The 23,882-nt window shown below is 63.1% G+C and carries 22 protein-coding genes; 15 read left to right on the forward strand and 7 right to left on the reverse strand.

Going from position 1 to position 23,882, the window contains the following annotated elements; genetic code table 11:
* Positions 1 to 11 precede the first annotated feature (11 nt).
* Positions 12 to 1,673: a TadG family pilus assembly protein gene (locus H2509_RS16945; protein WP_182167493.1), complete on the reverse strand. Its 1,662-nt coding sequence runs from the start codon at positions 1,671 to 1,673 to the stop codon at positions 12 to 14.
* A gap of 2 nt (positions 1,674 to 1,675) precedes the next feature.
* On the reverse strand, positions 1,676 to 2,125 hold the full coding sequence (locus tag H2509_RS16950; protein ID WP_268926043.1) for a TadE/TadG family type IV pilus assembly protein: 450 nt from the start codon (positions 2,123 to 2,125) through the stop codon (positions 1,676 to 1,678).
* Positions 2,126 to 2,572: 447 nt separating this feature from the next.
* Here H2509_RS16950 and H2509_RS16955 point away from each other — a divergent pair, with 447 nt between their 5' ends.
* The 3 genes from H2509_RS16955 to H2509_RS16965 all read left to right on the forward strand — a co-directional run bounded on the left by H2509_RS16955 (position 2,573) and on the right by H2509_RS16965 (position 6,428).
* Entirely contained in the window at positions 2,573 to 3,931 is a 1,359-nt protein-coding gene (locus H2509_RS16955) for an NAD(P)-dependent oxidoreductase (RefSeq protein ID WP_182167497.1), read from the forward strand.
* A gap of 34 nt (positions 3,932 to 3,965) precedes the next feature.
* Complete coding sequence (gene preA / locus H2509_RS16960) at positions 3,966 to 5,276, forward strand: NAD-dependent dihydropyrimidine dehydrogenase subunit PreA (protein WP_182167499.1); 1,311 nt, start codon at positions 3,966 to 3,968, stop codon at positions 5,274 to 5,276.
* A 198-nt stretch (positions 5,277 to 5,474) separates the two neighbouring features.
* Complete coding sequence (locus tag H2509_RS16965; RefSeq protein WP_182167501.1) at positions 5,475 to 6,428, forward strand: DMT family transporter; 954 nt, start codon at positions 5,475 to 5,477, stop codon at positions 6,426 to 6,428.
* Positions 6,429 to 6,435: 7 nt separating this feature from the next.
* Here the strand turns inward: H2509_RS16965 and H2509_RS16970 are convergent, their stop codons facing one another.
* The 3 genes from H2509_RS16970 to H2509_RS16980 form a co-directional block, all read right to left on the reverse strand.
* Positions 6,436 to 7,239, reverse strand: coding sequence for a lytic murein transglycosylase (locus H2509_RS16970; protein ID WP_182167503.1), 804 nt, complete (start codon positions 7,237 to 7,239; stop codon positions 6,436 to 6,438).
* 82 nt (positions 7,240 to 7,321) lie between these two features.
* Positions 7,322 to 7,984, reverse strand: a complete 663-nt coding sequence (locus H2509_RS16975; protein WP_182167505.1) for a TetR family transcriptional regulator C-terminal domain-containing protein — start codon at positions 7,982 to 7,984, stop codon at positions 7,322 to 7,324.
* On the reverse strand, positions 7,981 to 8,607 hold the full coding sequence (locus tag H2509_RS16980; protein WP_235975051.1) for a TetR/AcrR family transcriptional regulator: 627 nt from the start codon (positions 8,605 to 8,607) through the stop codon (positions 7,981 to 7,983). Before H2509_RS16980 ends, H2509_RS16975 begins: the two co-directional genes overlap by 4 nt.
* A 431-nt stretch (positions 8,608 to 9,038) precedes the next feature.
* Between H2509_RS16980 and H2509_RS16985 the strand changes: the two genes are divergently transcribed.
* The 10 genes from H2509_RS16985 (at position 9,039) to H2509_RS17030 (ending at position 19,746) form a co-directional block, all read left to right on the forward strand.
* Entirely contained in the window at positions 9,039 to 10,364 is a 1,326-nt protein-coding gene (locus tag H2509_RS16985; protein ID WP_182167509.1) for an aspartate aminotransferase family protein, read from the forward strand.
* 19 nt (positions 10,365 to 10,383) lie between these two features.
* Positions 10,384 to 11,877, forward strand: a complete 1,494-nt coding sequence (locus H2509_RS16990) for a CoA-acylating methylmalonate-semialdehyde dehydrogenase (protein ID WP_182167511.1) — start codon at positions 10,384 to 10,386, stop codon at positions 11,875 to 11,877.
* 51 nt (positions 11,878 to 11,928) lie between these two features.
* Positions 11,929 to 13,179, forward strand: coding sequence for a Zn-dependent hydrolase (locus H2509_RS16995; protein ID WP_182167513.1), 1,251 nt, complete (start codon positions 11,929 to 11,931; stop codon positions 13,177 to 13,179).
* A 16-nt stretch (positions 13,180 to 13,195) separates the two neighbouring features.
* Entirely contained in the window at positions 13,196 to 13,483 is a 288-nt protein-coding gene (locus tag H2509_RS17000; protein WP_182167515.1) for a GIY-YIG nuclease family protein, read from the forward strand.
* Between the two features lie 221 nt (positions 13,484 to 13,704).
* Entirely contained in the window at positions 13,705 to 15,159 is a 1,455-nt protein-coding gene (gene hydA, locus H2509_RS17005; protein ID WP_182167517.1) for a dihydropyrimidinase, read from the forward strand.
* A gap of 117 nt (positions 15,160 to 15,276) precedes the next feature.
* A complete protein-coding gene (locus tag H2509_RS17010) occupies positions 15,277 to 16,086 on the forward strand; it encodes an ABC transporter ATP-binding protein (protein WP_235975053.1) in 810 nt (269 codons plus the stop codon).
* 69 nt (positions 16,087 to 16,155) lie between these two features.
* The gene (locus H2509_RS17015) at positions 16,156 to 16,656 is read left to right on the forward strand and encodes a hypothetical protein (protein WP_182167521.1); all 501 of its coding nucleotides are present in this window, start codon (positions 16,156 to 16,158) and stop codon (positions 16,654 to 16,656) included.
* Positions 16,657 to 16,679: 23 nt separating this feature from the next.
* Positions 16,680 to 17,582: an ABC transporter permease gene (locus tag H2509_RS17020; protein ID WP_182167805.1), complete on the forward strand. Its 903-nt coding sequence runs from the start codon at positions 16,680 to 16,682 to the stop codon at positions 17,580 to 17,582.
* A complete protein-coding gene (locus H2509_RS17025) occupies positions 17,579 to 18,733 on the forward strand; it encodes an ABC transporter permease (protein ID WP_182167523.1) in 1,155 nt (384 codons plus the stop codon). Before H2509_RS17020 ends, H2509_RS17025 begins: the two co-directional genes overlap by 4 nt.
* 35 nt (positions 18,734 to 18,768) lie before the next feature.
* Positions 18,769 to 19,746, forward strand: coding sequence for an ABC transporter substrate-binding protein (locus tag H2509_RS17030; protein WP_182167525.1), 978 nt, complete (start codon positions 18,769 to 18,771; stop codon positions 19,744 to 19,746).
* 60 nt (positions 19,747 to 19,806) lie between these two features.
* Here the strand turns inward: H2509_RS17030 and H2509_RS17035 are convergent, their stop codons facing one another.
* A complete protein-coding gene (locus H2509_RS17035) occupies positions 19,807 to 20,904 on the reverse strand; it encodes an ABC transporter substrate-binding protein (RefSeq protein ID WP_209002023.1) in 1,098 nt (365 codons plus the stop codon).
* Positions 20,905 to 21,004: 100 nt separating this feature from the next.
* Between H2509_RS17035 and H2509_RS17040 the strand changes: the two genes are divergently transcribed.
* Both H2509_RS17040 and H2509_RS17045 read left to right on the forward strand, forming a co-directional pair.
* Positions 21,005 to 21,670, forward strand: a complete 666-nt coding sequence (locus H2509_RS17040) for a response regulator transcription factor (RefSeq protein ID WP_182167527.1) — start codon at positions 21,005 to 21,007, stop codon at positions 21,668 to 21,670.
* A 3-nt stretch (positions 21,671 to 21,673) separates the two neighbouring features.
* Positions 21,674 to 23,095 (forward strand): sensor histidine kinase, encoded by a 1,422-nt coding sequence (locus tag H2509_RS17045; RefSeq protein ID WP_182167529.1) that lies wholly within the window; start codon positions 21,674 to 21,676, stop codon positions 23,093 to 23,095.
* 37 nt (positions 23,096 to 23,132) lie between these two features.
* Here the strand turns inward: H2509_RS17045 and H2509_RS17050 are convergent, their stop codons facing one another.
* Complete coding sequence (locus H2509_RS17050; RefSeq protein WP_182167531.1) at positions 23,133 to 23,723, reverse strand: TetR/AcrR family transcriptional regulator; 591 nt, start codon at positions 23,721 to 23,723, stop codon at positions 23,133 to 23,135.
* Positions 23,724 to 23,882: the final 159 nt, after the last annotated feature.

Consider the following 23,882-nt stretch of genomic DNA (forward strand, 5'->3'; position numbering starts at 1 on the left):
CCGCCAATCTTCTACTGCACGAGCACGGAGCCGTCGCAGCGCAGGCCCGAAACCCTCACGTCAAGCTCGCCAAGCTTGATGCCGGCCGCATCCAGCAGGGCAAACAGGACACCGTCGACGGGGTTGGCCAGCTGGGTCAACGTCTGGGTGACGCTGTTGCGGACGAGGGTCGGATTGAGCAGCGGCAGGCCCAGCAGCCTGACATCGAGGTCGAGGTTGGCAAATAGCGTGCTGAGCATGCTTTCCACGGCGCTCGTCGTGCCGATGGTCTTCACGCGGGCCTCGTCGATGTCGCGTTGCCGGAAGACGATCCTCTCCGCGCGCGGATTGGCGGCTTCCGTGTAGGCCTGACCGGTGACCTTCACCAGGGGCGTATCGATGATCTTCGCGTCGCGATACGGCACGCCGTCGCCGAAGCGGGGCAGGTCGTCGGCATCGAGGTCGGCGATCCGCAGGCTGACCAGGCCCGGCCTTGCGCGGACAACGACCCGATTGGAGGCGCCGTTGGCATAGTCGCAGGAAATATCCGCGATCCGCGCATGCCCGGAGGCAAGATCGAGATAGACCGGCAGGCGGATCGAAAGTCCCGTAAGGGGCGCGGCGCCGCCGACACGAAGCTCGAGGAAAAGCCGGAGTTGGGAGGTGGAAAGGCGGGAATCCTGGTAACCGACCTTGATCCAGCCGGAGGACTGTTCCGCCTCGCCAAGTACCAGCACCGCGCGCAGCGAGGCGAGGCCGGCGATATTGGCGTCGAGGTCGAGATCGACGGCATGCCCGGCATTGAAGAGTTCCGCGCTGTTCACCACGAGGTCGAGCAACGTGCCCTTGGGTGCCGGTTTCAGCTCTGAGCCGATCTCCTCATAGGCCAGAGGGCCGATGTCGATCAGGGATGACAGGTTGATCTGGTGCGAACCGGCCAGATTGCGGCCGACCTCACGCAGGACCGCGGCGCCCGGGCTCGACTGCGTGACATCTGCCGCCACGTCCAGAACATCGGCAAAATCCAGTTCGGCTTCCAGCACGTCCTGATAGGTATTGCCGCCGACATCGGCCTGGGCCGCGACGCCGCCGAGAAGATCGCCAAGGTCGACGGTGGCCGAGGCGAGGCTGTTGTAGTCCACCGCCGTCAGCTCGATATTGCCGCCGGTCAGGCCGGAAAGCAGGCTGTTCAGGATGCCGCCTCGTACCGCGGCGAGCCGGCTGCCGATCGAATAGGCAACCAGACCGGATGTGGTGGCGATTGCCTCCGAGGATATGCGGTAGTCGCCGTCACCGACCAATTTCGGAAGAAAGACCAGCCAGGGCCGGCTCGACTGCCGCACGAAGACGGCATTGGCCGGGGTTGCGCCGCGTTCGAAGCGCTCAAGGGGATTTGCTGCGGAATCGAGCGTATAGTGGCCGGTGACGACTTCGAGGCTGAGCGGATTTTCAAATCCGTTTTGCGCAAGTGCGCCGCGCGCCGCGCGCTCGGGCTGGTCGATCTGGCGGGCCGCGAGAAGGGCTGCCACATCCGTTGCGCCCTGAGCCCGCCGTTGCTGCAAGTAGATGAGGGCCGTTTCGGCGACCAGGGCGAAGATCAGGACCACAACAAGAAGCAGGAGCGCTGCCTGGATCGCAATGGCCCCCCTGTCGTCCCGACGAAACCTGGCGGCCGCCATTTTCAGGAAGGTCATGATCAAAACCCCCCGTATTGTACGGTCGCGCGGCGCTCGATCATGTGCAGGTCGAGACCGATGATATGGGCGACGGTCGGCAGGCCGAGATGGCTCGCATCGTAGTTGATGTCGACCTCGAACGAGGGAGGATTGCCTCCCGCTTCGCTGGTCGATACCGACATGGCGTCGGCTCTGACGAGGGGCAGTGATTCCATGACCTCGTCGAGCTTCCGCCTGGCGAGCTGATCCCTTTCGGCAGGCGTGATGCCTGCAACGGATGCGCGGGCGGCTTCGTTGACCGCATGCTGGATGGACTGGGCGGCGATGAAATAGATGCCAAACGCGATGATGCCGAACAGGACGATAAGGAAGATCGGCATGACGATCGCGAATTCGATGGCAGCGACACCGCTTTGATCGCTGCTAAGTCGTTTTGCTCGGATGAATGGGCGGAAAGAACCTGGCAACATAATCAGTTCCTCCAAATAACTTAAAGGAAAATTTTGTAGACCAAGAATTAATAAGTAATTAAACGTAGATATTGACAGTTTTTACATCCCATAATATGGATATTTGCGTGATCAATATTGCTTTATGTATTTATGATCGACATAAACTCCACGATTTCCTGTAGGTAACTGTATATTTTTACAATGATTGGACGCGGTCGTTGGCGCTCCGGTGTCTCGCAGTTTCGCGCAGGCGGACTGGCGTCGAAAAAATTTGACTATTTGGTCAAAACTTGGCCCAATGTACGAAGCGGAAGAGACGCCCGAGCAACGAGGTGCTCCCGCTGAACCACCAGAATTCGGCTGACCGGACGATCCGCGAGGCCGCAGAGAGGAACATAGCCCGGGCTTCGCGCCGTTGCTTCGTCAATAGGAGCGTGCGCCCCGGATCGACCTGGAGGTCTCAGAATGGCCGACACGCTTTCGGCGCCCGATATCCGTGCGGGGCGCCTGACGTCGGACGACTATCTGCAGAATTTCGATGACATTCATCCGCCGCTCGACCCGCACGAGGCGGCGGTGGAGGCTGACCGCTGCTATTTCTGCTACGACGCCCCTTGCACGATAGCCTGTCCCACATCGATCGACATTCCGCAATTCATCCGCCAGATCTCCACCGGCAATCCGGTGGGAGCAGCCAAGACCATCTTTGCGGAAAATATCCTTGGCGGGATGTGTGCCCGCGTCTGCCCGACCGAGACGCTGTGCGAGGAAGCCTGCGTGCGCAACGTGGCGGAGGACAAGCCGGTCAGCATCGGCCTGCTGCAGCGCCACGCCACCGATACCTACATGGCATCGATCTCGGGCACGCATTTCAGGCGCGCGCCCGAAACCGGCAAGCGCGTCGCCATCGTTGGCGGCGGGCCGGCGGGGCTTGCCTGCGCCCATGCGCTCGCCCTCGACGGTCATGACGTCACGATCTACGAGGCGCGACCGAAGCTCGGAGGCCTCAACGAATACGGCATTGCCGCCTACAAGTCGGTCAACGACTTCGCCCAGCGGGAGGTGGAGTTCCTGCTATCCGTCGGCGGCATCAAGGTGGAAACGGGCAAGGCACTCGGCCGCGATTTCACGCTTTCTGACCTGCGCGCCGGTCATGACGCCGTTTTCCTTGCCATGGGACTTTCCGGCGTCAATGCGCTTGCCGCCGAAGGCGAAGACCTGAACGGCGTCCTCGACGCAGTCTCCTATATCGCGCAACTGCGCCAGGCGAAGGATCTATCCGTTCTTCCGGTGGGGCGGCGCGTCGTCGTAATCGGCGGCGGCATGACGGCGATCGACATCGCCGTGCAGACGAAGAAACTCGGCGCCGACGAGGTCACGATCCTCTATCGCCGCGGGCAGGATGCGATGAAGGCCAGCCGCTACGAGCAGGAGCTGGCCCAGATCGAAGGCGTGGTGATCCGTGACTGGCTGGCGCCGAAGCGCATTGTCGGCGAAGGCGGCAATGTAAGTGCGGTAGAGGCGGAGCGAATGACGCTCGACAGTTCCGGGCGGCTCTCCGGCACCGGCGAGACGGTGACCTTTGCGGCGGACCAGGTCTTCAAGGCCATCGGCCAGACCTTCATCGCCGATCCCGTCAATGGCGGTTCGGAGCCGCTTGCGCTGGAGGGCGGGCGCATTCGCGTGGACGCCGACCGCAAGACGTCGCTGTCCGGCGTCTGGGCAGGCGGCGACTGTGTTGCCGGCGGCGAGGACCTGACCGTGGCCTCGGTGGAGGACGGCAAGCTCGCGGCCCGCTCGATCCATGCGGCGCTGACCGCTTGAATTCCATTTTCCCCGTAACCCGAGGGGGACAGACATGACCGACCTTTCGACAGAATTCGTAGGCATCAAATCGCCCAATCCCTTCTGGCTCGCTTCCGCGCCGCCGACCGACAAGGCCTATAACGTCGTGCGCGCCTTCAAGGCGGGCTGGGGCGGCGTCGTCTGGAAGACGCTTGGCGAGGACCCGGCCGTGGTCAATGTCAACGGCCCGCGCTACGGCGCCGTGCACGGCAAGGACCGCCAGCTCATCGGCTTCAACAATATCGAGCTGATCACCGACCGGCCGCTGGAGGTCAATCTCCAGGAAATCAAGCAGGTGAAACGCGAATGGCGCGACCGCGCCCTGGTCGTCTCCCTGATGGTGCCCTGCGAGGAGAAGAACTGGATCGACATCCTCAAAAGGGTGGAGGACACCGAAGCCGATGGCGTGGAGCTCAATTTCGGCTGTCCGCACGGCATGTCGGAACGCGGCATGGGCTCGGCCGTGGGCCAGGTGCCGGAATACATCGAGATGGTCACCCGCTGGTGCAAGCAGCACACGCGCATGCCGGTGATCGTCAAGCTGACGCCGAACATCACCGATATCCGCAAGCCCGCCCAGGCGGCGAAGGCAGGCGGCGCCGACGCCGTCTCCCTCATCAATACGATCAACTCGATCGTCAGCGTCGATCTTGACCTGATGGCCCCCAACCCGACGATCGACGGCAAGGGCGCCCATGGCGGCTATTGCGGCCCGGCGGTCAAGCCGATCGCGCTGAACATGGTCGCCGAAATCGCCCGCGATCCGGCAACCCGTGGCCTGCCGATCTCCGGCATCGGCGGCGTGACGACCTGGCGCGATGCAGCGGAATTCATGGCGCTGGGCGCCGGCAACGTTCAGGTCTGCACCGCCGCGATGACCTACGGTTTCAAGGTCGTGCAGGACATGATCGACGGCCTGAAGGACTGGATGGAGAGCAAGGGCCACACGTCGGTCTCCGATTTCGTCGGCCAGGCAGTGCCGAACTGCTCCGACTGGCAGCACCTCAATCTCAACTACATCACCAAGGCGAAGATCGACCAGGATCTTTGCATCAAGTGCGGCCGCTGCCATATCGCCTGCGAGGACACCTCCCATCAGGCGATCACCGCGATGGTGGATGGCCAGCGGCATTTCGAGGTCATCGACGAGGAATGCGTCGGCTGCAATCTCTGTGTCAGCGTCTGCCCGGTGGAGAATTGCATCACCATGGTGGAAATGACGGACGGTGTGGATCCGCGCACGAAGAAGCCGATCGAGCGAAAGTTCGCCGACTGGACGACCCATCCCAACAATCCCAACCGCGTCATGGAAGCGGCGGAATAAAGCCTGCTAAATTTTCATTAAGGTCAACCATTTGAGGCGGCAGCGTCAGCTGCCGCTTCTGCCACTTCTGCGCTGGCGCCGGCAAACAGGCGCATGCTAGAGCGCTCAGGATTTCGTCATTTGCGGGACTGGAGGCCGGGAGGTAGTCGGGCTTCCGCTTTTGCAGTTCAAGCCTTTTCGCAGGTCATGGGAGATGCAATGAGCCGGCACGCCGATCCCGATGCACTCCGCCAAAGGCAGGTCCGCGCAGATCGGCAGTCCGGCGACGGACTTCGCGCGCATCTCGCGATGTTGCTCTTCATCCTGGTGATTTCCACGACGTTTCCCGTCGGCGAGGCGATTACCGCGACCCTCGACCCGATTGCGCTGACATTCCTGCGGTTCCTGATTGCCACGCTGGTCCTGGCTGCGGTTGTAGCGGCAAATCGCAAATGGGCGCGACCGAACCTCAAACAGGGCCTGAAGGCGAGCTTCGTCGGCAGCCTGCTTGCCTTCTACTTCATCGCAATGTTCGAGGCGCTGCGCTTCACCAGCGCGATCAATACCGGCGCGCTCTTCGCCCTCATTCCGGCAATGACGGCCGCTTTCGCCTGGCTCCTGCTGCGCCAGACCTTGAGCCGTCGCCAGCTTCTGTGCCTGGCCATAGCGGGTTGCGGGGCAATCGTGGTTCTCTACGGCGACAATCTCGCGGCGCTTGCCAATTTGTCCCTCGGTTTCGGCGAACGGCTCTTCCTTTGCGGTTGTGTGGCGTTCGCCGCCTACTCGCCCTTCGTGCGCAAGTTTCACGGAACGGAGCCGCTGTCGCTGTTCACGCTTTGGGTGCTGATGGGCGGCACCATGGTGCTTTTCATCGTCGGGTTGCCGGTGATCGTCCAGGTGGAATGGTCGGCCGTCCCGCCTTCCACCTATGCCGGCATCGTCTATCTCGCCGTCTTTCCCACGGCGCTGACCTTCTACCTGGCCAAGTATGCAAGCGTTCGCCTGCCTTCCGGCCAGGTGATGGCCTACACATATCTGCTGCCTGCCTTCGTGGTGATCGAAAAGACGCTGATCGGAGGCCCCTTGCCGAGCCAGACGGTGGTGACAGGCGTCGCCATCACGGCCGCAGCGACTTTCCTGCTGCAATGGTCTCCGAAAAAGGTTCCGGCATAGACCTCGCCTATCGCCGGATCTCGGTGGCGAAATAGGCGATGGTCTGGCGATAGACCTCGGCGCGGTTCCACTCCCTCAGCACGCCGTAATTATGCGTGCCGGGAGACCAGTCGCCTCCCGGCTGCCAGCCCTTGCGGCGCAGGTAATTTGCCGTCGAAGCGAATACATCGGCGCGCGACCGGATGAGATCGCGGCGCCCGTCGCCGTCGAAGTCCACGGCGAAGCGCACGTAATTGGAGGCAAGGAACTGGGTCTGGCCGAGTTCGCCCGCCCATGCGCCCCGCATCGCCGAAACGCTCATGTCGCCGCGATCGACGATCAGCAATGCATGCAGCAATTCGGTGGTGAAGAAGCCGGAACGGCGGCAGTCATAGGCCAGCGTCGCCAGCGAGCGGAAGACCGACATATTGCCGGAAAAGCCGCCGAACCCGGTCTCGAGTCCCCAGATCGCGACGATTACCTCCGGCGCAACCCCGTAGGTCTTCTCGACGCGAGCCAGCAAACGCTGGTTCGCGGAAAGCTGCCTTCGGCCGGCATTGATCGTTCCCTGCGGCGCGCGGCGCTTGCGGAACTCGTCGAAGCTGAGCTTGAAGGACTTCTGAGAACGATCGAGACGCACGACCTTGCTGTCATAGCGTACGCCATCGAGGGCGGCGGATACGGTGCGCGGAGAAATCCCCTGTGCGACCGCGCTGCGCTTGAATTCAGCGAGCCAGCTTTCGAAGCCTTTGGCCGAATTGCCGCAGCTTGCGGCCAGGGTGGGCGAAATCCACAAAACCATCAAAGTTACGGCACAGAGGATTCGACGCATGACAGGCTCCGCAAATTGACGCAACGGAATAACGTCATGATAGGCGGAGAATGCAGAAGATCAATCGGCGCAAGTTCGCGGGCTATTCCCGCCCCAGGACACCGTTCAGGATAATGCCGGCGACGCTGCGCTCGGCTTCCTGCCTGAAACCCGCCTCGTCGATGCCATGGCCGGTGAGCGCGCGGATCTGGGTGGCGAAATCGGCGTAGTGCTGGGTCGTTGCCCAGATGGTGAAGATGAGGTGATAGGGATCGACGGCCTGCAAACGGCCCTCCGCCGTCCATTGGCGGATGACTTCCGCCTTCTCGTCGACAAGCGCCTTGAGGGGGCCCGCCAGGACGTCGCCGATCATCGGCGCCCCCTGCATCACCTCATTGGCAAACAGCTTCGAGGCTTCCGGATAGCGGGCGGACAGCTCGATCTTCTGGTTGATATAGGCGGAAAGCTCCTCACGCGGGTCGCCTGCGGGATCGAGCGTCCTGAGCGGTGCGAGCCACGTATCGAGAAGATCTGCCAGAACGGCTTTGTAGATCGCTTTCTTGGAGCCGAAATAATAGAGCAGGTTCGATTTCGACATGCCGGCAGCCGCCGCGATCTGTTCGATCCGGGCGCCGCGATAGCCGAAGGCGGCGAATTCCCGGAACGCCGCATCGAGGATCTTGGCGCGGTTCTTTTCCTGGATCTTCGTTGCCGGGCCGTTGCCCCGTGTCGCCTCCGACTGCCCGCTGTCGAAACCCGTGTTCATTCGGCCGCTTCCTTTCGCGCAATTGCAGGGCTTGCGCCGATGCCGGCCAGAATGATGCCGATGACGGTCTGCTTGGCGCGGTCGAACTGTGCATCGCTCAGCGGTTCGCCGCCATTTAGCGTATCGATCTGGTGGTTGAAATCCGCGTAGTGCTGGGTGGTCGCCCAGATCATGTAGAGAAGATACTGGGGATCGACCGGCGCGATCCGCCCCTCGGCGATCCAGCGGTTGATGACGGCGATGCGGCTTGCCGTCCAGTCGCGCAACGTCGTTTCCAGATAGTCCTGGATGACCGGCGCGCGATGCAGGATCTCGTTCGCCCACACTTTCGACCCCATCGGGTGGTCGCGGGAAATATCCATCTTCTTCGAGATATAGGCGCTCAGTGCCTCGACCGGATCGTCGCTTTCGTCGAAGGAGTTGGCCGCATCGAGCCAGATGTTGAAGATATGCTCAACGACCCGGCGATAGAGCGCTTCCTTCGTCGGGAAATAATAATGCAGATTGGCCTTGGGGATGCCGGCCAGTTCGGCAATCATTCCGGTGGTGGCGCCCTTGTAGCCATAGTCGGCGAAGACCGCCTCCGCAGCCTGCAGGATCGCGCTTTCCTTTTCCGCGCGCATCGTCGTTTTCTGGCTCTTTTTCGGCGGCATCTCGTGATCGAATTTTAAGCGCGAAGCGGCGAAAATGATCTTGACCGTTTGGTCAAGGCTTCCTAGGCTCGACTTGACCGTTTGGTCAGGTTTTACACTCTGACCGCTACGGGAGCAATATCGAGCGGGTCGGTCCGGATGGAACAAGACCCGCCATCACCTTTCAGATTTCTCCGGATGCTGCCCACGCAAGACGAAGCGGCACCGGGATACCGGCCGGAAAGAAGGTTGGGGGATGACACCTTCGGGCGGATCGAACCGCTTGTCATCGCACTGACCCGCCGGCAAGAGTGACGCGGATCGCGGCCCCCCGGCCCGGAGGCGGCTGCACGCACTGCCCTGAGCGGGCAGCCTGTTCTTGATTGCGATTCCGCCCTTTTGGGAGGGCGGCTGGAGGAAACATGTCGCATTCGGCGCTTGCCACAAACAATCTCGAAGCCTTCTGGATGCCGTTCACCGCAAACCGGCAGTTCAAGAAGAACCCGCGCCTTTTCGTCGGCGCCAAGGACATGCACTACACGACAGCGGACGGTCGGCAGGTGCTGGACGGCACCGCAGGTCTTTGGTGCTGCAACGCCGGCCACGGCCGGCCGAAGATTACCGAGGCCGTGCAGCGGCAGATCGCCGAACTCGATTACGCGCCCGCCTTCCAGATGGGCCATCCGCACGCCTTCGAACTCGCGGCGCGCCTGACGGCGCTGATGCCGTCGCCCATCGACCACGTCTTCTTCACGAATTCCGGCTCGGAGTCGGTGGAGACGGCGCTGAAGATGGCGATCGCCTATCATCGCGTGCGCGGCGAGGGTGCCCGCACGCGCCTGATCGGCCGCGAACGCGGCTATCACGGCGTGAATTTCGGCGGCATTTCCGTTGGCGGCATCGTCGCCAACCGCAAGATGTTCGGTCCGCTATTGGCGGGCGTCGATCACATCCGCCACACGCACGACCTTTCCCGCAATGCCTGGTCGCGCGGACAGCCGGAAAACGGCGCCGAATATGCCGAGGATCTCATCCGCCTCGTCCAGCTGCACGATCCGTCGACCATCGCCGCCGTCATCGTCGAGCCGGTCGCCGGCTCCACCGGCGTGCTGATCCCGCCGAAGGGCTATCTGGAACGGCTGCGGGCGATCTGCGACCAGCACGGCATCCTGCTGATCTTCGACGAGGTGATCACCGGTTTCGGCCGCCTCGGCTCTCCGTTCGCCGTCGACCATTTCGGCGTCACGCCCGACCTCGTGACCACCGCCAAGGGCATCACCAACGGCGTGATCCCGATGGGCGCGGTGTTCTGCACCAGCCAGATCCACGAAGCCTTCATGACCGGTCCGGAGCACCTGATCGAGTTCTTCCACGGCTACACCTATTCCGGTCATCCGGTCGCCTGCGCCGCAGGCCTGGGCACGCTCGACACCTACGAGGAGGAAGGCCTTCTGACCCGTGGCGCGGAACTCGCCGGCTACTGGGAAGATGCCCTTCATTCGCTGAGGGACGCCAGGCATGTCATCGACGTGCGCAATATCGGCCTGATCGGCGCCATCGAGCTCGAACCGATCGCCGGGGAACCGACCAAGCGCGCCTTTTCGGCCTTCCTGAAGGCCTATGACGCCGGGATCCTGATCCGCACGACCGGCGACATCATTGCCATGTCCCCGCCGCTCATCATCGAGAAGCACCAGATCGACCAGCTTGTGACGACGCTGCGCGACGTCCTTCAGGGCCTGGATTGATCCGGGGAGGAATTCGGCAATGCAAGTGATCATGAACGCAATCGGCGGCGCGCGAGTCGAAAGCCGCTCGGGCCGGACTGTGCCGGTCTACAATCCGGCGACCGGCGAACAGTCGGGCATTCTGGGTCTGTCGTCGCGCAGCGAGGTGGAACAGGCGATCGCGGTTGCGAAAGCCGCGTTCCCGGCGTGGCGCGATACCCCGCCGCTGAAGCGCGCGCGGCTGATGTTCCGCTTCAAGGAGTTGCTGTCGGCCAATGCCGACAAGGTCGCCCGGGCGATCTCCGCCGAACATGGCAAGACGCATGACGATGCGCTTGGCGAGGTGCAGCGCGGCCTGGAAGTGGTGGAGTTCGCCTGCGGCATCCCGCATCTGCTGAAGGGCGAGTTCGCCCGCAATGTCGGGCCGGCGATCGACAGCTATTCCGACCGCCAGCCACTCGGCGTCGTTGCCGGCATCACGCCGTTCAACTTCCCGGCCATGGTGCCCCTGTGGATGTATCCGGTGTCGGTCGCCTGCGGCAACACCTTCATCCTCAAGCCCTCCGAGCGGGATCCCTCCGCCGCGATGGTCGTCTACGACCTCTTCATGGAGGCAGGCTTCCCCGAAGGCGTGCTCAATGTCGTCCACGGCGACAAGGAAGCGGTCGATACGCTGCTCACCCATCCGGACGTCAAGGCGATTTCCTTCGTCGGTTCCACGCCGATCGCCGAATACGTCTATTCGACCGGCACGGCGCACGGCAAACGCGTGCAGGCGCTCGGCGGCGCCAAGAACCACATGATCGTCATGCCGGATGCCGACATGAACCAGGTCGCCGACGCGCTGATGGGCGCGGGCTACGGTTCCGCCGGCGAGCGTTGCATGGCCATCTCGGTGGCAGTGCCGATCGGCGAGGAAACCGGCAACCGGCTGGTCGAGACGCTGGCCCCCCGGGTGCAGTCGCTGAAGATCGGCCCCTCGACGGACGGCGATGCCGAAATGGGCCCGCTGATCACCCGCGCGCATCAGCAGAAGGTGCTCGGCTACATCGATCAGGGGGTCAAGGAAGGCGCGGACCTTGTCGTCGACGGCCGCGGCTTTTCCCTGCAGGGCTACGAGGACGGCTATTTCGTCGGCGGCACGCTGTTCGACCGCGTGAAGAAGGACATGACGATCTACCGGGAGGAGATTTTCGGACCGGTCCTTTCCGTCGTCCGCGCCGGCAATTACGACGAGGCGCTCGACCTGATCAATGCCCATGAATACGGCAACGGCACCGCGATCTTCACCCGCGACGGCGATGCGGCGCGCGCCTTCGCCGACCGGATCGAGGTCGGCATGGTCGGCATCAACGTGCCGATCCCGGTGCCCGTCGCCTATTTCTCCTTCGGTGGCTGGAAGCGGTCGCTTTTCGGCGACCACTCGATCTACGGGCCGGAGGGCGTGCGCTTCAACACCAGGCTGAAGACGGTGACCACGCGCTGGCCGGCCGGCATCAAGGACGGCGCCGTCTACACGTTCCCCACCCTCTGACCGGGGAAGGGACCACGAAAATTCCATGAGACTGCCCACAGGAGAAAAAAGATGACCGCCCCTTCCGACAATCTCAGGATCGACGGCGACCGCCTCTGGGACAGCCTCATGGAAATGGCGAAGATCGGTCCCGGCGTTCGCGGCGGCAACAACCGCCAGACGCTGACCGATGCCGATGCCGAAGGCCGCGCGCTGTTTCGCAAATGGTGCGAGGCGGAAGGCCTTTCGCTCGGCGTCGACAAGATGGGATCGATGTTCGCCTATCGCGAAGGCACGGATCCGAATGCCGACCCGGTCTATATGGGCTCGCATCTCGATACCCAGCCGACGGGCGGCAAATATGACGGTGTTCTCGGTGTCCTCGGCGGGCTGGAGGTGATCCGCACCCTCAATTCCCGCGATATCAAGACGAAGCATCCGATCGTCGTCGTCAACTGGACGAACGAGGAAGGCACGCGCTTTGCGCCGGCTATGCTTGCTTCCGGCGTCTTTGCCGGCGTGCACACGCTCGATTGGGCCTATTCGCGCACCGACGCGGAGGGAAAAACCGTCGGCGAGGAGCTGAAGCGCATCGGCTTCATGGGTGATGAGGAAGTCGGCGCCCGCAAGATCCATGCGATGTTCGAGCTTCATATCGAGCAGGGGCCGATCCTGGAGGACGAGGATATCGACATCGGCGTCGTCACCCATGGCCAGGGCCTGAAATGGCTGCAGGTGACGCTGACGGGCAAGGAAAGCCACACGGGTTCGACGCCGATGCCGAAGCGCCGCAATGCCGGGCTTGGCATGGCCCGCGTCACCGAACTCGTGCACGAGGTGGCGATGGACTATCAGCCGGACGCGGTCGGCGCGATCGGCCATGTGGAAGTCTATCCGAACTCCCGCAACATCATCCCCGGCAAGGCGGTTTTCACCATCGACATCCGCTCGCCCGACAAGGCGGTGTTGGACGAAATGGATGCCCGCATCCGCGAAGGTATCGAGACGATCGCCGACGCCATGCAGATTACGGCCGAGGTGGAGCAGGTCGGCCATTTCGACCCCGTCACCTTCGATCCCGGCTGCGTGGGCGCAGTGCGGCGGGCGGCGGAGAAACTTGGCTATTCCAACCGCGACATCGTTTCGGGTGCCGGCCACGACGCCTGCTGGATCAACCGCGTGGCGCCGACGGCGATGATCATGTGCCCCTGCGTGGATGGCCTGTCGCACAACGAGGATGAGGAAATCACCAAGGAATGGGCGACCGCCGGCGCCGACGTGTTGCTGCACGCGGTGCTGGAGGCGGCGGAAATCGCGGGGTGAGCGGAGCGAAGGGGCGATGGCGGCCTGGGTCTACATTCTGGCTTCGCGGCCGTACGAGACCCTTTACACAGGCATCACCACCGATCTTTCCCGGCGAACATACGAGCATCGCAATGGACTGATCCCGGGCTTCACGAGCAGATACGGGGTGAAATCACTGGTTTGGTATGAGCAGCACGACGAGATCGGCGACGGTATTCGCAGGGAGAAGCAGATCAAGCGCTGGCGCCGGCAATGGAAGTTCGAGCTGATCGAGAAGATGAACCCGCAGTGGTCGGATCTGTATGACAGTTTGAATATGTAGGCGCAGCGGCTCTCCGGTCCCGGCTCTCCGGCTTCGCCTGCGGCCGGGATGACGAAGGAAAGAGTGTCGCCTGCCGGCTGACATGTGCACAGCCTTCGCTTTCGTCATCCCGGACGAGCGCAAGCGAGATCCGGGATCGGAGAGCATCGGCGACGACGAGTTCGCAAGGATCGCGGCGGCGGACCTGAATGAATTTGGAAAACGGGGGAAGGAACAAGGCAATGCCCACCAAAGTCATCAAGAACGGAACCATCGTCACCGCCGACCGCACCTGGAAGGCCGATGTGAAGATCGATGGTGGCAAGATCGTCCAGATCGGGCAGAACCTTTCCGCCGACGAGGTGCTGGACGCGACCGGCTGCTACGTCATGCCGGGCGGCATCGATCCGCATGTGCATCTTGAAATGCCCTTCATGGGCACGCATTCGGCGGACAATTTCGAAAGCGGCACCCGCGCCGGCCTGTCCGGCGGCACGACGATGGTGGTCGATTTCATCCTGCCGGCGCCCGAACAGTCGCTGCTTGAGGCGCTCGCCATCTGGCAGCAGAAATCCTCGCTCGCCTGCTCCGACTATTCCTACCACATGGCGATCACCTGGTGGGGCGAGCAGGTGTTCAACGAAATGGCTGAGGTCGTCGACCGCGGCATCAACACCTTCAAGCATTTCATGGCCTACAAGGGCGCGCTGATGGTGGACGACGACGAGATGTTCTCGTCCTTCCAGCGTTGCTCGGCCCTTGGCGCCCTGCCGCTCGTCCATGCCGAAAACGGCGATGTCGTCGCAAGCCTGCAGCAGCGCCTGCTCGCGGAAGGCAACAATGGCCCCGAGGCCCATGCCTATTCGCGCCCGCCGGAAGTGGAAGGCGAGGCGGCGAACCGTGCCATCATGATCGCCGACATGGCCAACGTGCCGCTCTACATCGTGCACACCTCCTGCGAACAGGCGCATGAGGCGATCCGCCGGGCGCGCCAGAAGGGCATGCGGGTCTATGGCGAGCCGCTGATCCAGCATCTGGTGCTGGACGAAAGCGAATACCAGAACGCCGACTGGGACCACGCAGCACAGCGCGTCATGTCGCCGCCCTTCCGCAACAAGCTGCATCAGGATTCGCTCTGGGCCGGGCTGCAGGCAGGCTCGCTGCAGGTCGTGGCGACGGACCACTGCTCCTTTACGATCGATCAGAAACGCTTCGGCGTCGGCGACTTCACGAAGATCCCGAACGGCACGGGCGGGCTGGAAGATCGCATGCCGGTGCTGTGGACGCGCGGCGTCAATACCGGCCGGCTGACGATGAACGAGTTCGTGGCCGTCACCTCCACCAACATCGCCAAGATCCTCAACATGTATCCGAGGAAGGGCGCGATCGTCGAAGGCGCCGATGCCGATATCGTCGTCTGGGATCCGGAGCGCGAAAAGACGATCTCCGCCAAGGCCCAGCAATCCGTCATCGAATACAACGTCTTTGAGGGCATCAAGGTGAAGGGTCTGCCGCGCTTCACGCTGACCCGCGGCAAGGTGGCGATCGAGGAATCCACCGTGAAGGCGGAACCCGGCCATGGCGAGTTCGTCGCCCGCGAACCCTTCCAGGCCGTCAACCGCGCCCTGTCGAGGTGGAAGGAACTGACCGCGCCCCGCAGGGTGGAGCGTAGCGGCATTCCCGCGACGGGGGTCTGATCCCCCGCGTTCTCGCCGTGCTCACCCGTGGACACGGCGGGATTTTGCCTTGCGCCTGTAAAAGAGACCGACAATATGCCGTTAACGACCAGCCAGGCAGCACAAATGGAGAATGGGATGCTGAACGAGCAGGGCCCGCAGAAGGCTCGATCCGTTATCGACATCCGCGGGCTTTCCCTGACCTTCGAGACGAATGACGGTCCCGTCCATGCGCTGTCCAATGTCGATCTCGACATTCGCGAAGGCGAGTTCGTCTCCTTCATCGGCCCGTCCGGCTGCGGCAAGACCACGTTGTTGCGCGTCATTGCCGATCTGGAGAAGCCGACCGGCGGCGAGATTACCGTCAACGGCGTGACGCCCGAGGAGGCAAGGCTCGCCCGCGCCTATGGCTACGTGTTCCAGTCGTCCGCGCTCTATCCCTGGCGCACGATTGCCGACAACGTGGCCCTGCCGCTGGAGATCATGGGACTGTCGGCGTCGGAGCGGAAAGAACGCATCGCCCGCAATCTCGATCTCGTCAATCTGGGCGGTTTCGAGCGCAAGTATCCCTGGCAGCTTTCGGGTGGCATGCAACAGCGCGCGTCGATCGCGCGGGCGCTCGCGGTGGAGCCCCATCTTCTGCTGATGGACGAGCCCTTCGGCGCGCTGGACGAGATCGTGCGCGATCATCTGAATGAGCAGCTGCTGAAACTGTGGGCCAAGACCGACAAGACGGTCGTCTTCGTCACCCACTCGATCCCGGAAGCGGTGTTCCTGTCGACCAAGATCGTGGTCCTTTTCCCCCGTCCTGGCCGCATCTACGACGTCATCGAGAGCGACCTGCCCCGGGACCGCACGCTCGATATCCGCGAAACGCCGGAATTCCTCAAGATCGCGCACCGGGTGCGCGAAGGCCTTCGTGCGGGGCACTCTTACGAGGACAGCTAATTGAGATACGAGTCAACGAATTCGAACCGTATTATGATTATGCGAAATCCTGCGTCCACGGAGATTGTGGTGAAGGCGAGGAGGCACCTTTTCGCCTTGCCATTTCTAATCTTCTGGTTGGGGGCGTGGACCATCGGAGGCTTCTCGGCGCTTACGAGACTAATCAACGGAAGTATAGAGGAGAGTGTCGGCCGTTATTTTACGATATTTTGGCTTGGCGGGTGGGCCATAGGCTGGCTTTTGGTTTTTTTTACGGTAACGTGGATGTTGTTTGGGAAAGAATTTATTATTATAAAATCACAGGCAATTATTAGATATTTGAATTTACCGCTCCTGTCTAAAAGACGTTACTACAATCCCCTCAATGTATCGAATGTTCGCGCGATCACGCAATTTGCGGGCGGCCGCCGCGGGCATCTTGATATTCCCATCATCGGGAAAAGCGAGGCCGTTGCATTTGACTACGGTTCGAAAACCGTTCGGCTAGGGGTTGGCCTCGATGAGGCCGAAGCCGAGAGCGTCGCTTCTGCAATACGCGATAAACTGGGACTAAAGGGGGTGAGCCAGTGACTGACGCTGCCTATTCTTCCCCGATGGGAAAAGTCGACAGCCCCTTCAGCCGGCTGATGAGCGGCACGACCGGGCCCGTCATCGTCGTCGTCGCCGTCATTGTCGCCGTCTGGTATATCGCCGCCGCGCTGCTCAACGCCCCGGCGCAGCGTGACGCCTTCCAGCGCGCCGGCCAGACGGACGTCACGCTTGCCGAATTCGTCGTCGCGACCTATGCGCAGGAGCGCCCCGTCCTGCCGGCTCCCCATCAGGTGGCGGCGGAAATCTGGGCGACGACGGCTGAAAAGGCGATCACCTCCAAGCGTTCGCTGATCTACCATTCCGGCATCACGCTCTCCTCCACGCTGCTCGGCTTCGTCCTTGGCACCGCGCTTGGCATCGGCCTCGCCATTCTCGTCGTGCACAGCCGCGTGCTCGACAAGAGCCTGATGCCCTGGGTGATTTCCTCGCAGACCATTCCGATCCTCGCGATCGCGCCGATGATCATCGTGGTGCTGAACGCGATCAACGTCACCGGCCTGTGGCCGAAGGCGCTGATCTCCACCTATCTTTCCTTCTTCCCGGTCACCGTGGGCATGGTGAAGGGACTGCGCTCGCCGGAAATCATCCAGCTCGACCTGATGAAGACCTATAGCGCGAGCGGCTTTCAGACCCTGTTGATGCTGCGCCTGCCCTCCGCCATGCCTTATCTCTTCGCCTCGATGAAGGTCGCGGTCGCAGCCAGCCTCGTCGGCGCCATCGTCGGAGAGTTGCCGACCGGCGCCGTCGCCGGCCTTGGCGCCCGCCTGCTTTCCGGCTCCTACTACGGCCAGACGGTGCAGATCTGGTCCGCGCTGATCGTGGCCGCCGTGCTTGCCGCCTCTCTCGTTACGATCGTCAGCATCGCCGAACGAGTCGTGCTTCGCCGCATGGGGATGGCCCGATGACGAGCGCATCCCTTACGCTTTCCGCCCGGGGCGTCGCCGGTACGCAGCGCTTCCTCGCCTATGCGATTACGATTGCGGCCCTGTTTGCCCTGCCGCTTGCCTCGCATGCCGACGGTCCCGTCGTCGCCGGCATGTCGCAGCTCCTGCTCGGCGCCGCGCTGCTCGCCGGCATCGGCCTGCTGATCGGCTTCGGCGTCCAGGGCGGACGTCTGCTCGATCTGATGCTGCTGGCGGTATCCGGCGTCACGGCGATCCTGCTGCTGCGCTTCGTCGCCGCCTATCCAGGCACGGTCAAAGGCGGCTTCTGGGCGCTTGTCGTTGCCCTGTGGCTGTCGTCCTGGCTCTTCGTCGAACGTCTTTCCGCATGGGACGTGACGGACCGCGCGGCGAAGCGGGCGATCGGCCTCGCCATCCCGCTGCTGTTCGGCGTCTGGGTGCTGGTCCTGTGGGAACTGCTGGTCACCGGCTTCGGCGTTCCGAAAATCCTGCTGCCCGCTCCGTCCGATATCGGCCTGCGCTTCGCCTCCTCCATTCCGACGCTGTGGGCCGACTTCCGCCAGACCTTCCTGAAAGCGGTGCTGATCGGCTACGCGATCGGTTGCGGCGCCGGCTTCGTAACCGCCATCCTGGTCGACAAGGTGGATTTCCTGCGTCGCGGGCTGCTGCCGATCGGCAATCTCGTCTCTGCGCTGCCGATCATCGGCATCGCGCCGATCATGGTCATGTGGTTCGGCTTCGACTGGCCGTCGAAGGCCGCCGTCGTCATCATCATGACCTTCTTCCCGATGCTGGTGAATACGGTGACAGGCCTTGCCAGCGCCGACCGCATCCAGCACGACCTGATGCGCACCTATGCGGCCAACTACTGGCAGACGCTGGTGAAAATGCGCCTGCCGATGGCTTTGCCTTTTATCTTCAACGCTTTGAAGATAAATTCCACGCTGGCCCTGATCGGCGCCATCGTTGCGGAATTTTTCGGCACGCCAATCGTCGGCATGGGCTTCAGAATATCGACCGAGGTCGGCCGGCTGAATGTCGACATGGTCTGGGCGGAGATAGCCGTTGCGGCCCTGGCCGGCTCCGCCTTCTACGGCTTGGTGACGCTCTTGGAGCGGGTGTTCACCTTCTGGCATCCGTCCGTCCGGGGATAAGGCCGGCGGCTGCCCAAACCAGAGGGAGTTGGGACATGAAGAAGTTGGTATTCGCCGCCGCGGCGCTCGCCTTCGGGCTTGGCACCGCGCATGCGGCGGACAGTGTGACGTTGCAGCTCAAGTGGGTTACCCAAGGCCAGTTCGCCGGTTACTACGTCGCCAAGGACAAGGGCTTCTACGAGGAAGAGAATCTCGACGTCACGATCAAGCCGGGCGGCCCGGATATCGCTCCCCCGCAGGTGATCGCCGGCGGCGGTGCCGACGTCATCATCGACTGGATGCCTTCGGCGCTTGCCTCGCGCGAAAAGGGCGTGCCGCTGGTCAATATCGCCCAGCCCTTCAAGAAGTCCGGCATGATGCTGACCTGCCGGAAGGAAACCGGCATCACCAAGCCGGAAGACCTCAAGGGGCGCACGCTTGGCGTCTGGTTCTTCGGCAATGAATATCCGTTCCTCGCCTGGATGAGCAAGCTCGGCATCCCGACCGACGGCAGCGCCGAGGGCGTGACGGTGCTGAAGCAGGGCTTCAATGTCGATCCGCTGCTGCAGAAGCAGGCCGACTGCATCTCGACAATGACCTACAACGAATTCTGGCAGGTCATCGATGCCGGCATCCCGGCCGAGGAGCTCGTGGTCTTCAAATACGAGGATCAGGGTGTCGCCACGCTGGAGGACGGCCTCTACGTGCTGGAGGAGAACCTCAAGGATCCGGCCTTCGTCGACAAGATGGCCCGTTTCGTCCGCGCGACCATGAAGGGCTGGGATTACGCCCGCGAGCATCCGGAAGAAGCGGCCGAGATCGTGCTGGAGAACGACGCGACCGGCGCCCAGACCGAAAAGCACCAGATCCGCATGGTCGGCGAGATCAACAAGCTGACGGAAGGCTCCAACGGCACGCTCGACCCGGCAGATTACGAGCGCACCGTCCAGACCCTGCTCGGCGGCGGTTCCGATCCGGTCATCACCAAGGAGCCGACCGGCGCCTGGACGCATGACGTCACGGACAAGCTGTAAAATCGCGGCTTTCGATTGAGAACGTGAAGGGCGCCTGCCTCGGCCGGCGCCCTTTTTGTTTCACTGCACCCTGAGTGCCTCGTTCCACCGCTCGATGAGCCGCTGCCGCTTCACCTGGTCGAGATAGACGACCAGCGCGGGGCCGACGGGCACCGGGCGCAGCCTTGCGCCATAGACTTCCTGCATGTGCGAGGCGGTGTTCTCGCCCTTGACCTCGGGATGCAGCGCCGGCAGGCCGACCTTCTCCGCCAGCAGTTGCTGGCCCTGTTTCGACAGCAGGAAATCGAGGAAGGCGGCGCCGAGGTCCGGAGAGGCGGCATTGCGCGGAACCAGCGCGGTGCGTGTCATGACGACGGTATAGTCCTTGGGAAAGACGATGCCGAGATCGGCGGTGTGCCTTGCCCAGGCCGCCGCATAGGAGCCGAGGATGTTGTAGCCCAGCGCGAAACGACCGTCCGCAACCCGCTCGACGATCGCCGACGAATTGGAATAGAGCTTTACGCCCGCCGCTCCCAATGCATTGAAAAGCGACCAGATCGACCGGTTGTGCTCGCCGTCGCGCGCCAGGAAGAAGAGGCCGAGCCCGGCCCGCTCCACGTCGTAGGTCCCGACCCGGCCATAGAGCTCCTTCTCGTTGTTCTTCAGGAAATCCGCGAGTTCCGAGCGGGTCTGCGGCGGCGGGCGTCCCCCGAAGGCGGTCTTGTTGAAGATGATCACCGCCGGCTCGAAGGTGACGCCGAAAACCGTGCTTCGCCATTGCGCCCAGGTGGGCATGGCGCCGGCCGCGGAAAGTTCCAGCGGTTGCGCATAGCCGTCGTTGGCAAGCTTCACCTGCAGGTCCATGGCCGAGGAAAAGGCGATATCCGCCGTATCCTCGCCCCGGTCCGTTTCCTCCAGCACGCGGGCATAGATGTCCTGCGTCTGCAGCTCCGAATATTCCAGTCCGATGGCCGGATTGGCCGCGTGAAAGGCACGAATCAGCGGCTCGGCCAGATCGGCATCGAGCGAGGAGTAGATGCGAAGGACGCGCGGATTGGTTTGTTCCCTGAGCGGCGGCAGCACGCGCACCGTTTCGGCGGCCCGAGCCGGAAAATGCGAAACGGATTGAGCCACGAGCCAGAGTAGGAGGACGGCAACGGAAAACCTGAGAGCGTTCATCCGGCGATTATGACGGTCGCCGATGCTCCTTCACAAGCCCCGCCTTCGCGCCTAATCTTGCCGGAAAACAGCCGGTCGCGCCGGCCGGGAGGAATGACGCTTGCGCCTTCTCATCGTCGAAGACAACCGCGCGCTCGCCGAGGGGCTCAGCACCATGTTGCGGGCCGGCGGCTATGTGGTCGATGCTGTCCATGACGGCGAAAGCGCGCTCGCGGCGATTGCGACCCACTCTTTCGACCTCGTCATTCTGGACCTGTCGCTGCCGGATATCGACGGGCTCGAGATCCTGTCCGAGGTCCGCGCCCGCGCCCTGGACACCGCCGTGCTGGTGCTGACCGCCCGGGGGGCGCTCGATGAGCGTGTGAAAGGGCTCGACAAGGGAGCGGACGATTACCTGACCAAACCCTTCGAGGTCGCCGAAGTCGAGGCGCGGATCCGCGCTCTGCTGCGCCGTCGCCTCGGCAACCGCCGGGCCCGGCTCGAATGCGGCGCGCTCGCCTTCGATCTCGCAAGCCGCCAGGCGATGCTCGATGGCATGCCGCTGGACCTGCCGGCCCGCGAACTCGGCGTATTGCAGATCCTGATCAGCCGCGCCGACCGTGTTGTCTCCAAGGCGCAGATCGCGGAAACGCTGACCGAATTCGATGCCGAGATCAGCGACAATGCGGTGGAGCAATACGTCTCCCGCCTGCGCAAGAGGCTGGAGCCGCACGGGCTTCGCATCCGGACCGCCCGCGGTCTCGGCTATTGCCTCGAGGCTGGCTGACCCGTGCCGCGCCTCCAGTCTCTCACCGCGCGCCTTCTTGCCTGGCTGCTGGTGCCGCTCAGCGTGCTTGCCGGGCTTGCGCTTCTGGATACCTATCGCGAGGCACGCCAGACGGCGAATGCGGTCTTCGATCGCGTGCTTGCCGGCTCCGCGCTTGCCATTGCGGAGCGTGTCGCGGTGACCCGGGACGGGCTCCTTGAGGTCGACGTGCCTTATGTGGCGCTGGAGATGCTGACCAGCGCTTCGGAAGATCGGGTCTTCTATCGCGTCGAGGGGCCGAACGGCCTGTTCGTCACCGGCTATCGCCAGCTTCCCGTACCACCGCCCGATCCCGACGCCTCCGCCGAGAGTGCCCTGTCGGCGATTGCCAACGTGCCGGACTTCCACGACGCCGATTTTCGCGGAGAGCCGATCCGGCTGGCCGTCTTGAGCGGTGCCGCATCCTCCGGCGAACAGTCGATTCCCTATCGTCTCGCCATTGCCGAGACGACCACCGCACGCCGGGCGCTTGCGCGCGACATTCTCTTGCGCTCCGCCGCCCGCCAGGGCCTGCTGATCGTCATCGCGGCGGTTGCGGTTCTTTTCGGCGTTCGCCGCGCGCTGCGGCCGCTCGCCCGCCTGGAGGAAGCAATCGCGCGCCGCAGCACCGACGACCTGCGCCCGATCCACCACCGTGCGCCTCGCGAGGTGGAGCGGCTCGTCGACGCGATCAACAGCTTCATGGCGCGACTGGAAACCGCCTTGAATGCGTTGAAGCATTTCACGGGCAATGCCTCGCACCAGCTTCGCACGCCCCTTGCGGTGATCCGCACCCAGATCGAACTCGCAAGGCGCAGCACCGATGCCAATGGCGCTTCCGACGCCCTCGAGCGCGCCGACACGGCGGTGCTGCAGAGCGAACGAACCCTGGCCCAGCTCCTGCTCCTCGCGCGTATCGACGAGGCGGCGATCGACCGTGCGGCACCAATTGCTTTCGATCTGGTGGCGACGGCCCAGGCGGTCACGGCCGACCTGGAGCCGAAAGCCGCGCGCGCCGGACTGGACCTTGGTTTCGACGCGCCCGGGACCGGGGACGTCAAGATCGTCGGCAATCGCATGCTTGTGGAGGAATTGCTCCGCAATCTCATCGAAAATGCGATCGCCTATGCCGGCCATGGACGTCAGGCAACCGTCCGCATTTCACGTTTCCAAGGCCGCGCGCGGCTTGAGGTGGAAGACAATGGACCCGGCATTGCGCCGGAGAAACGGGCGGCAGCCCTTGGTCGCTTCGCCAGGCTCGATCCCGAGGGACCGCAGGGTGCGGGGCTCGGGCTCTCGATCGTCGAGGAGATCGCCGCCTTGATGTCTGCAAGACTTGAGCTTCTTGAAAGCCGGAGCGGTGGCCTGCTTGTAAGGGTGACTTTTCCGGTTACTCCGGCAGATTGAGGCGTTCGCGCCGCCCCTGGTGAGCCGGCCCCTGGCCCTAACCTGCCCGCGCGTCTTCCGCCAGTCTTGCAAGCAGTCCATCGACCACCGTCAAAAGCTCCTCGAGCTCCAGCGGGCTCGTATCGAACAGCCGCATGTGGCGAATGCCTTCCACGGCGAGAAAGCCCATCATCGCGAGATTCGCGTTTTCCGATGTTGACCGTATCTCGGCGAGATAAGCGGCGTTCTTCTCCCTGACCGGATCGAGCAGGCCCGGCTCCTCCGCAATGGCGGCCAGGAAACCCGCCGGCGGACGCCCCTTCTGGCAGATGTGGTCGCGAAAGGTCGAAAGATAGGCCCGCGCGAAGGCGTTCGGCCGGCCATCGCCCTGCAACACGGCAAGCGTCTGTTCAAGCTGCGCGGAGAAACCGTCGACATGGCGGGCGACCATCGCCTTCATCAGGTCGGATTTCGAAGGGAAATTGTAGAGGAGGCCGCCTTTCGAAACGCCGGCCCGGTCGGCGACCGCGTCGAGCGAAAAGCGCCTTGCGCCCTGTTCGGCGACCACCTCGATTGCCGCATCGATGATTTTCTCGCGCGTGAGCGAACGGCGATCCGATTTCGTTTGAATTCGAGCTTTTTGCGTCACGGGCCCTTCGGCTTCTTATTGCTTGGAGCGAGTTTGGAGTTGACTTTACCGTCTGGACGGTAAAGAAACAAGCTTCGTAAGAATGACTATCGGATCCCGTAGCGTTTTTGCTGGCAACTTGTCATTCGGCTACGCGCGGCCTCCCACCGCCCTTTCCGA

Source organism: Stappia albiluteola (assembly GCF_014050225.1).
GTDB classification, from domain to species: Bacteria; Pseudomonadota; Alphaproteobacteria; order Rhizobiales; family Stappiaceae; genus Hongsoonwoonella; species Hongsoonwoonella albiluteola.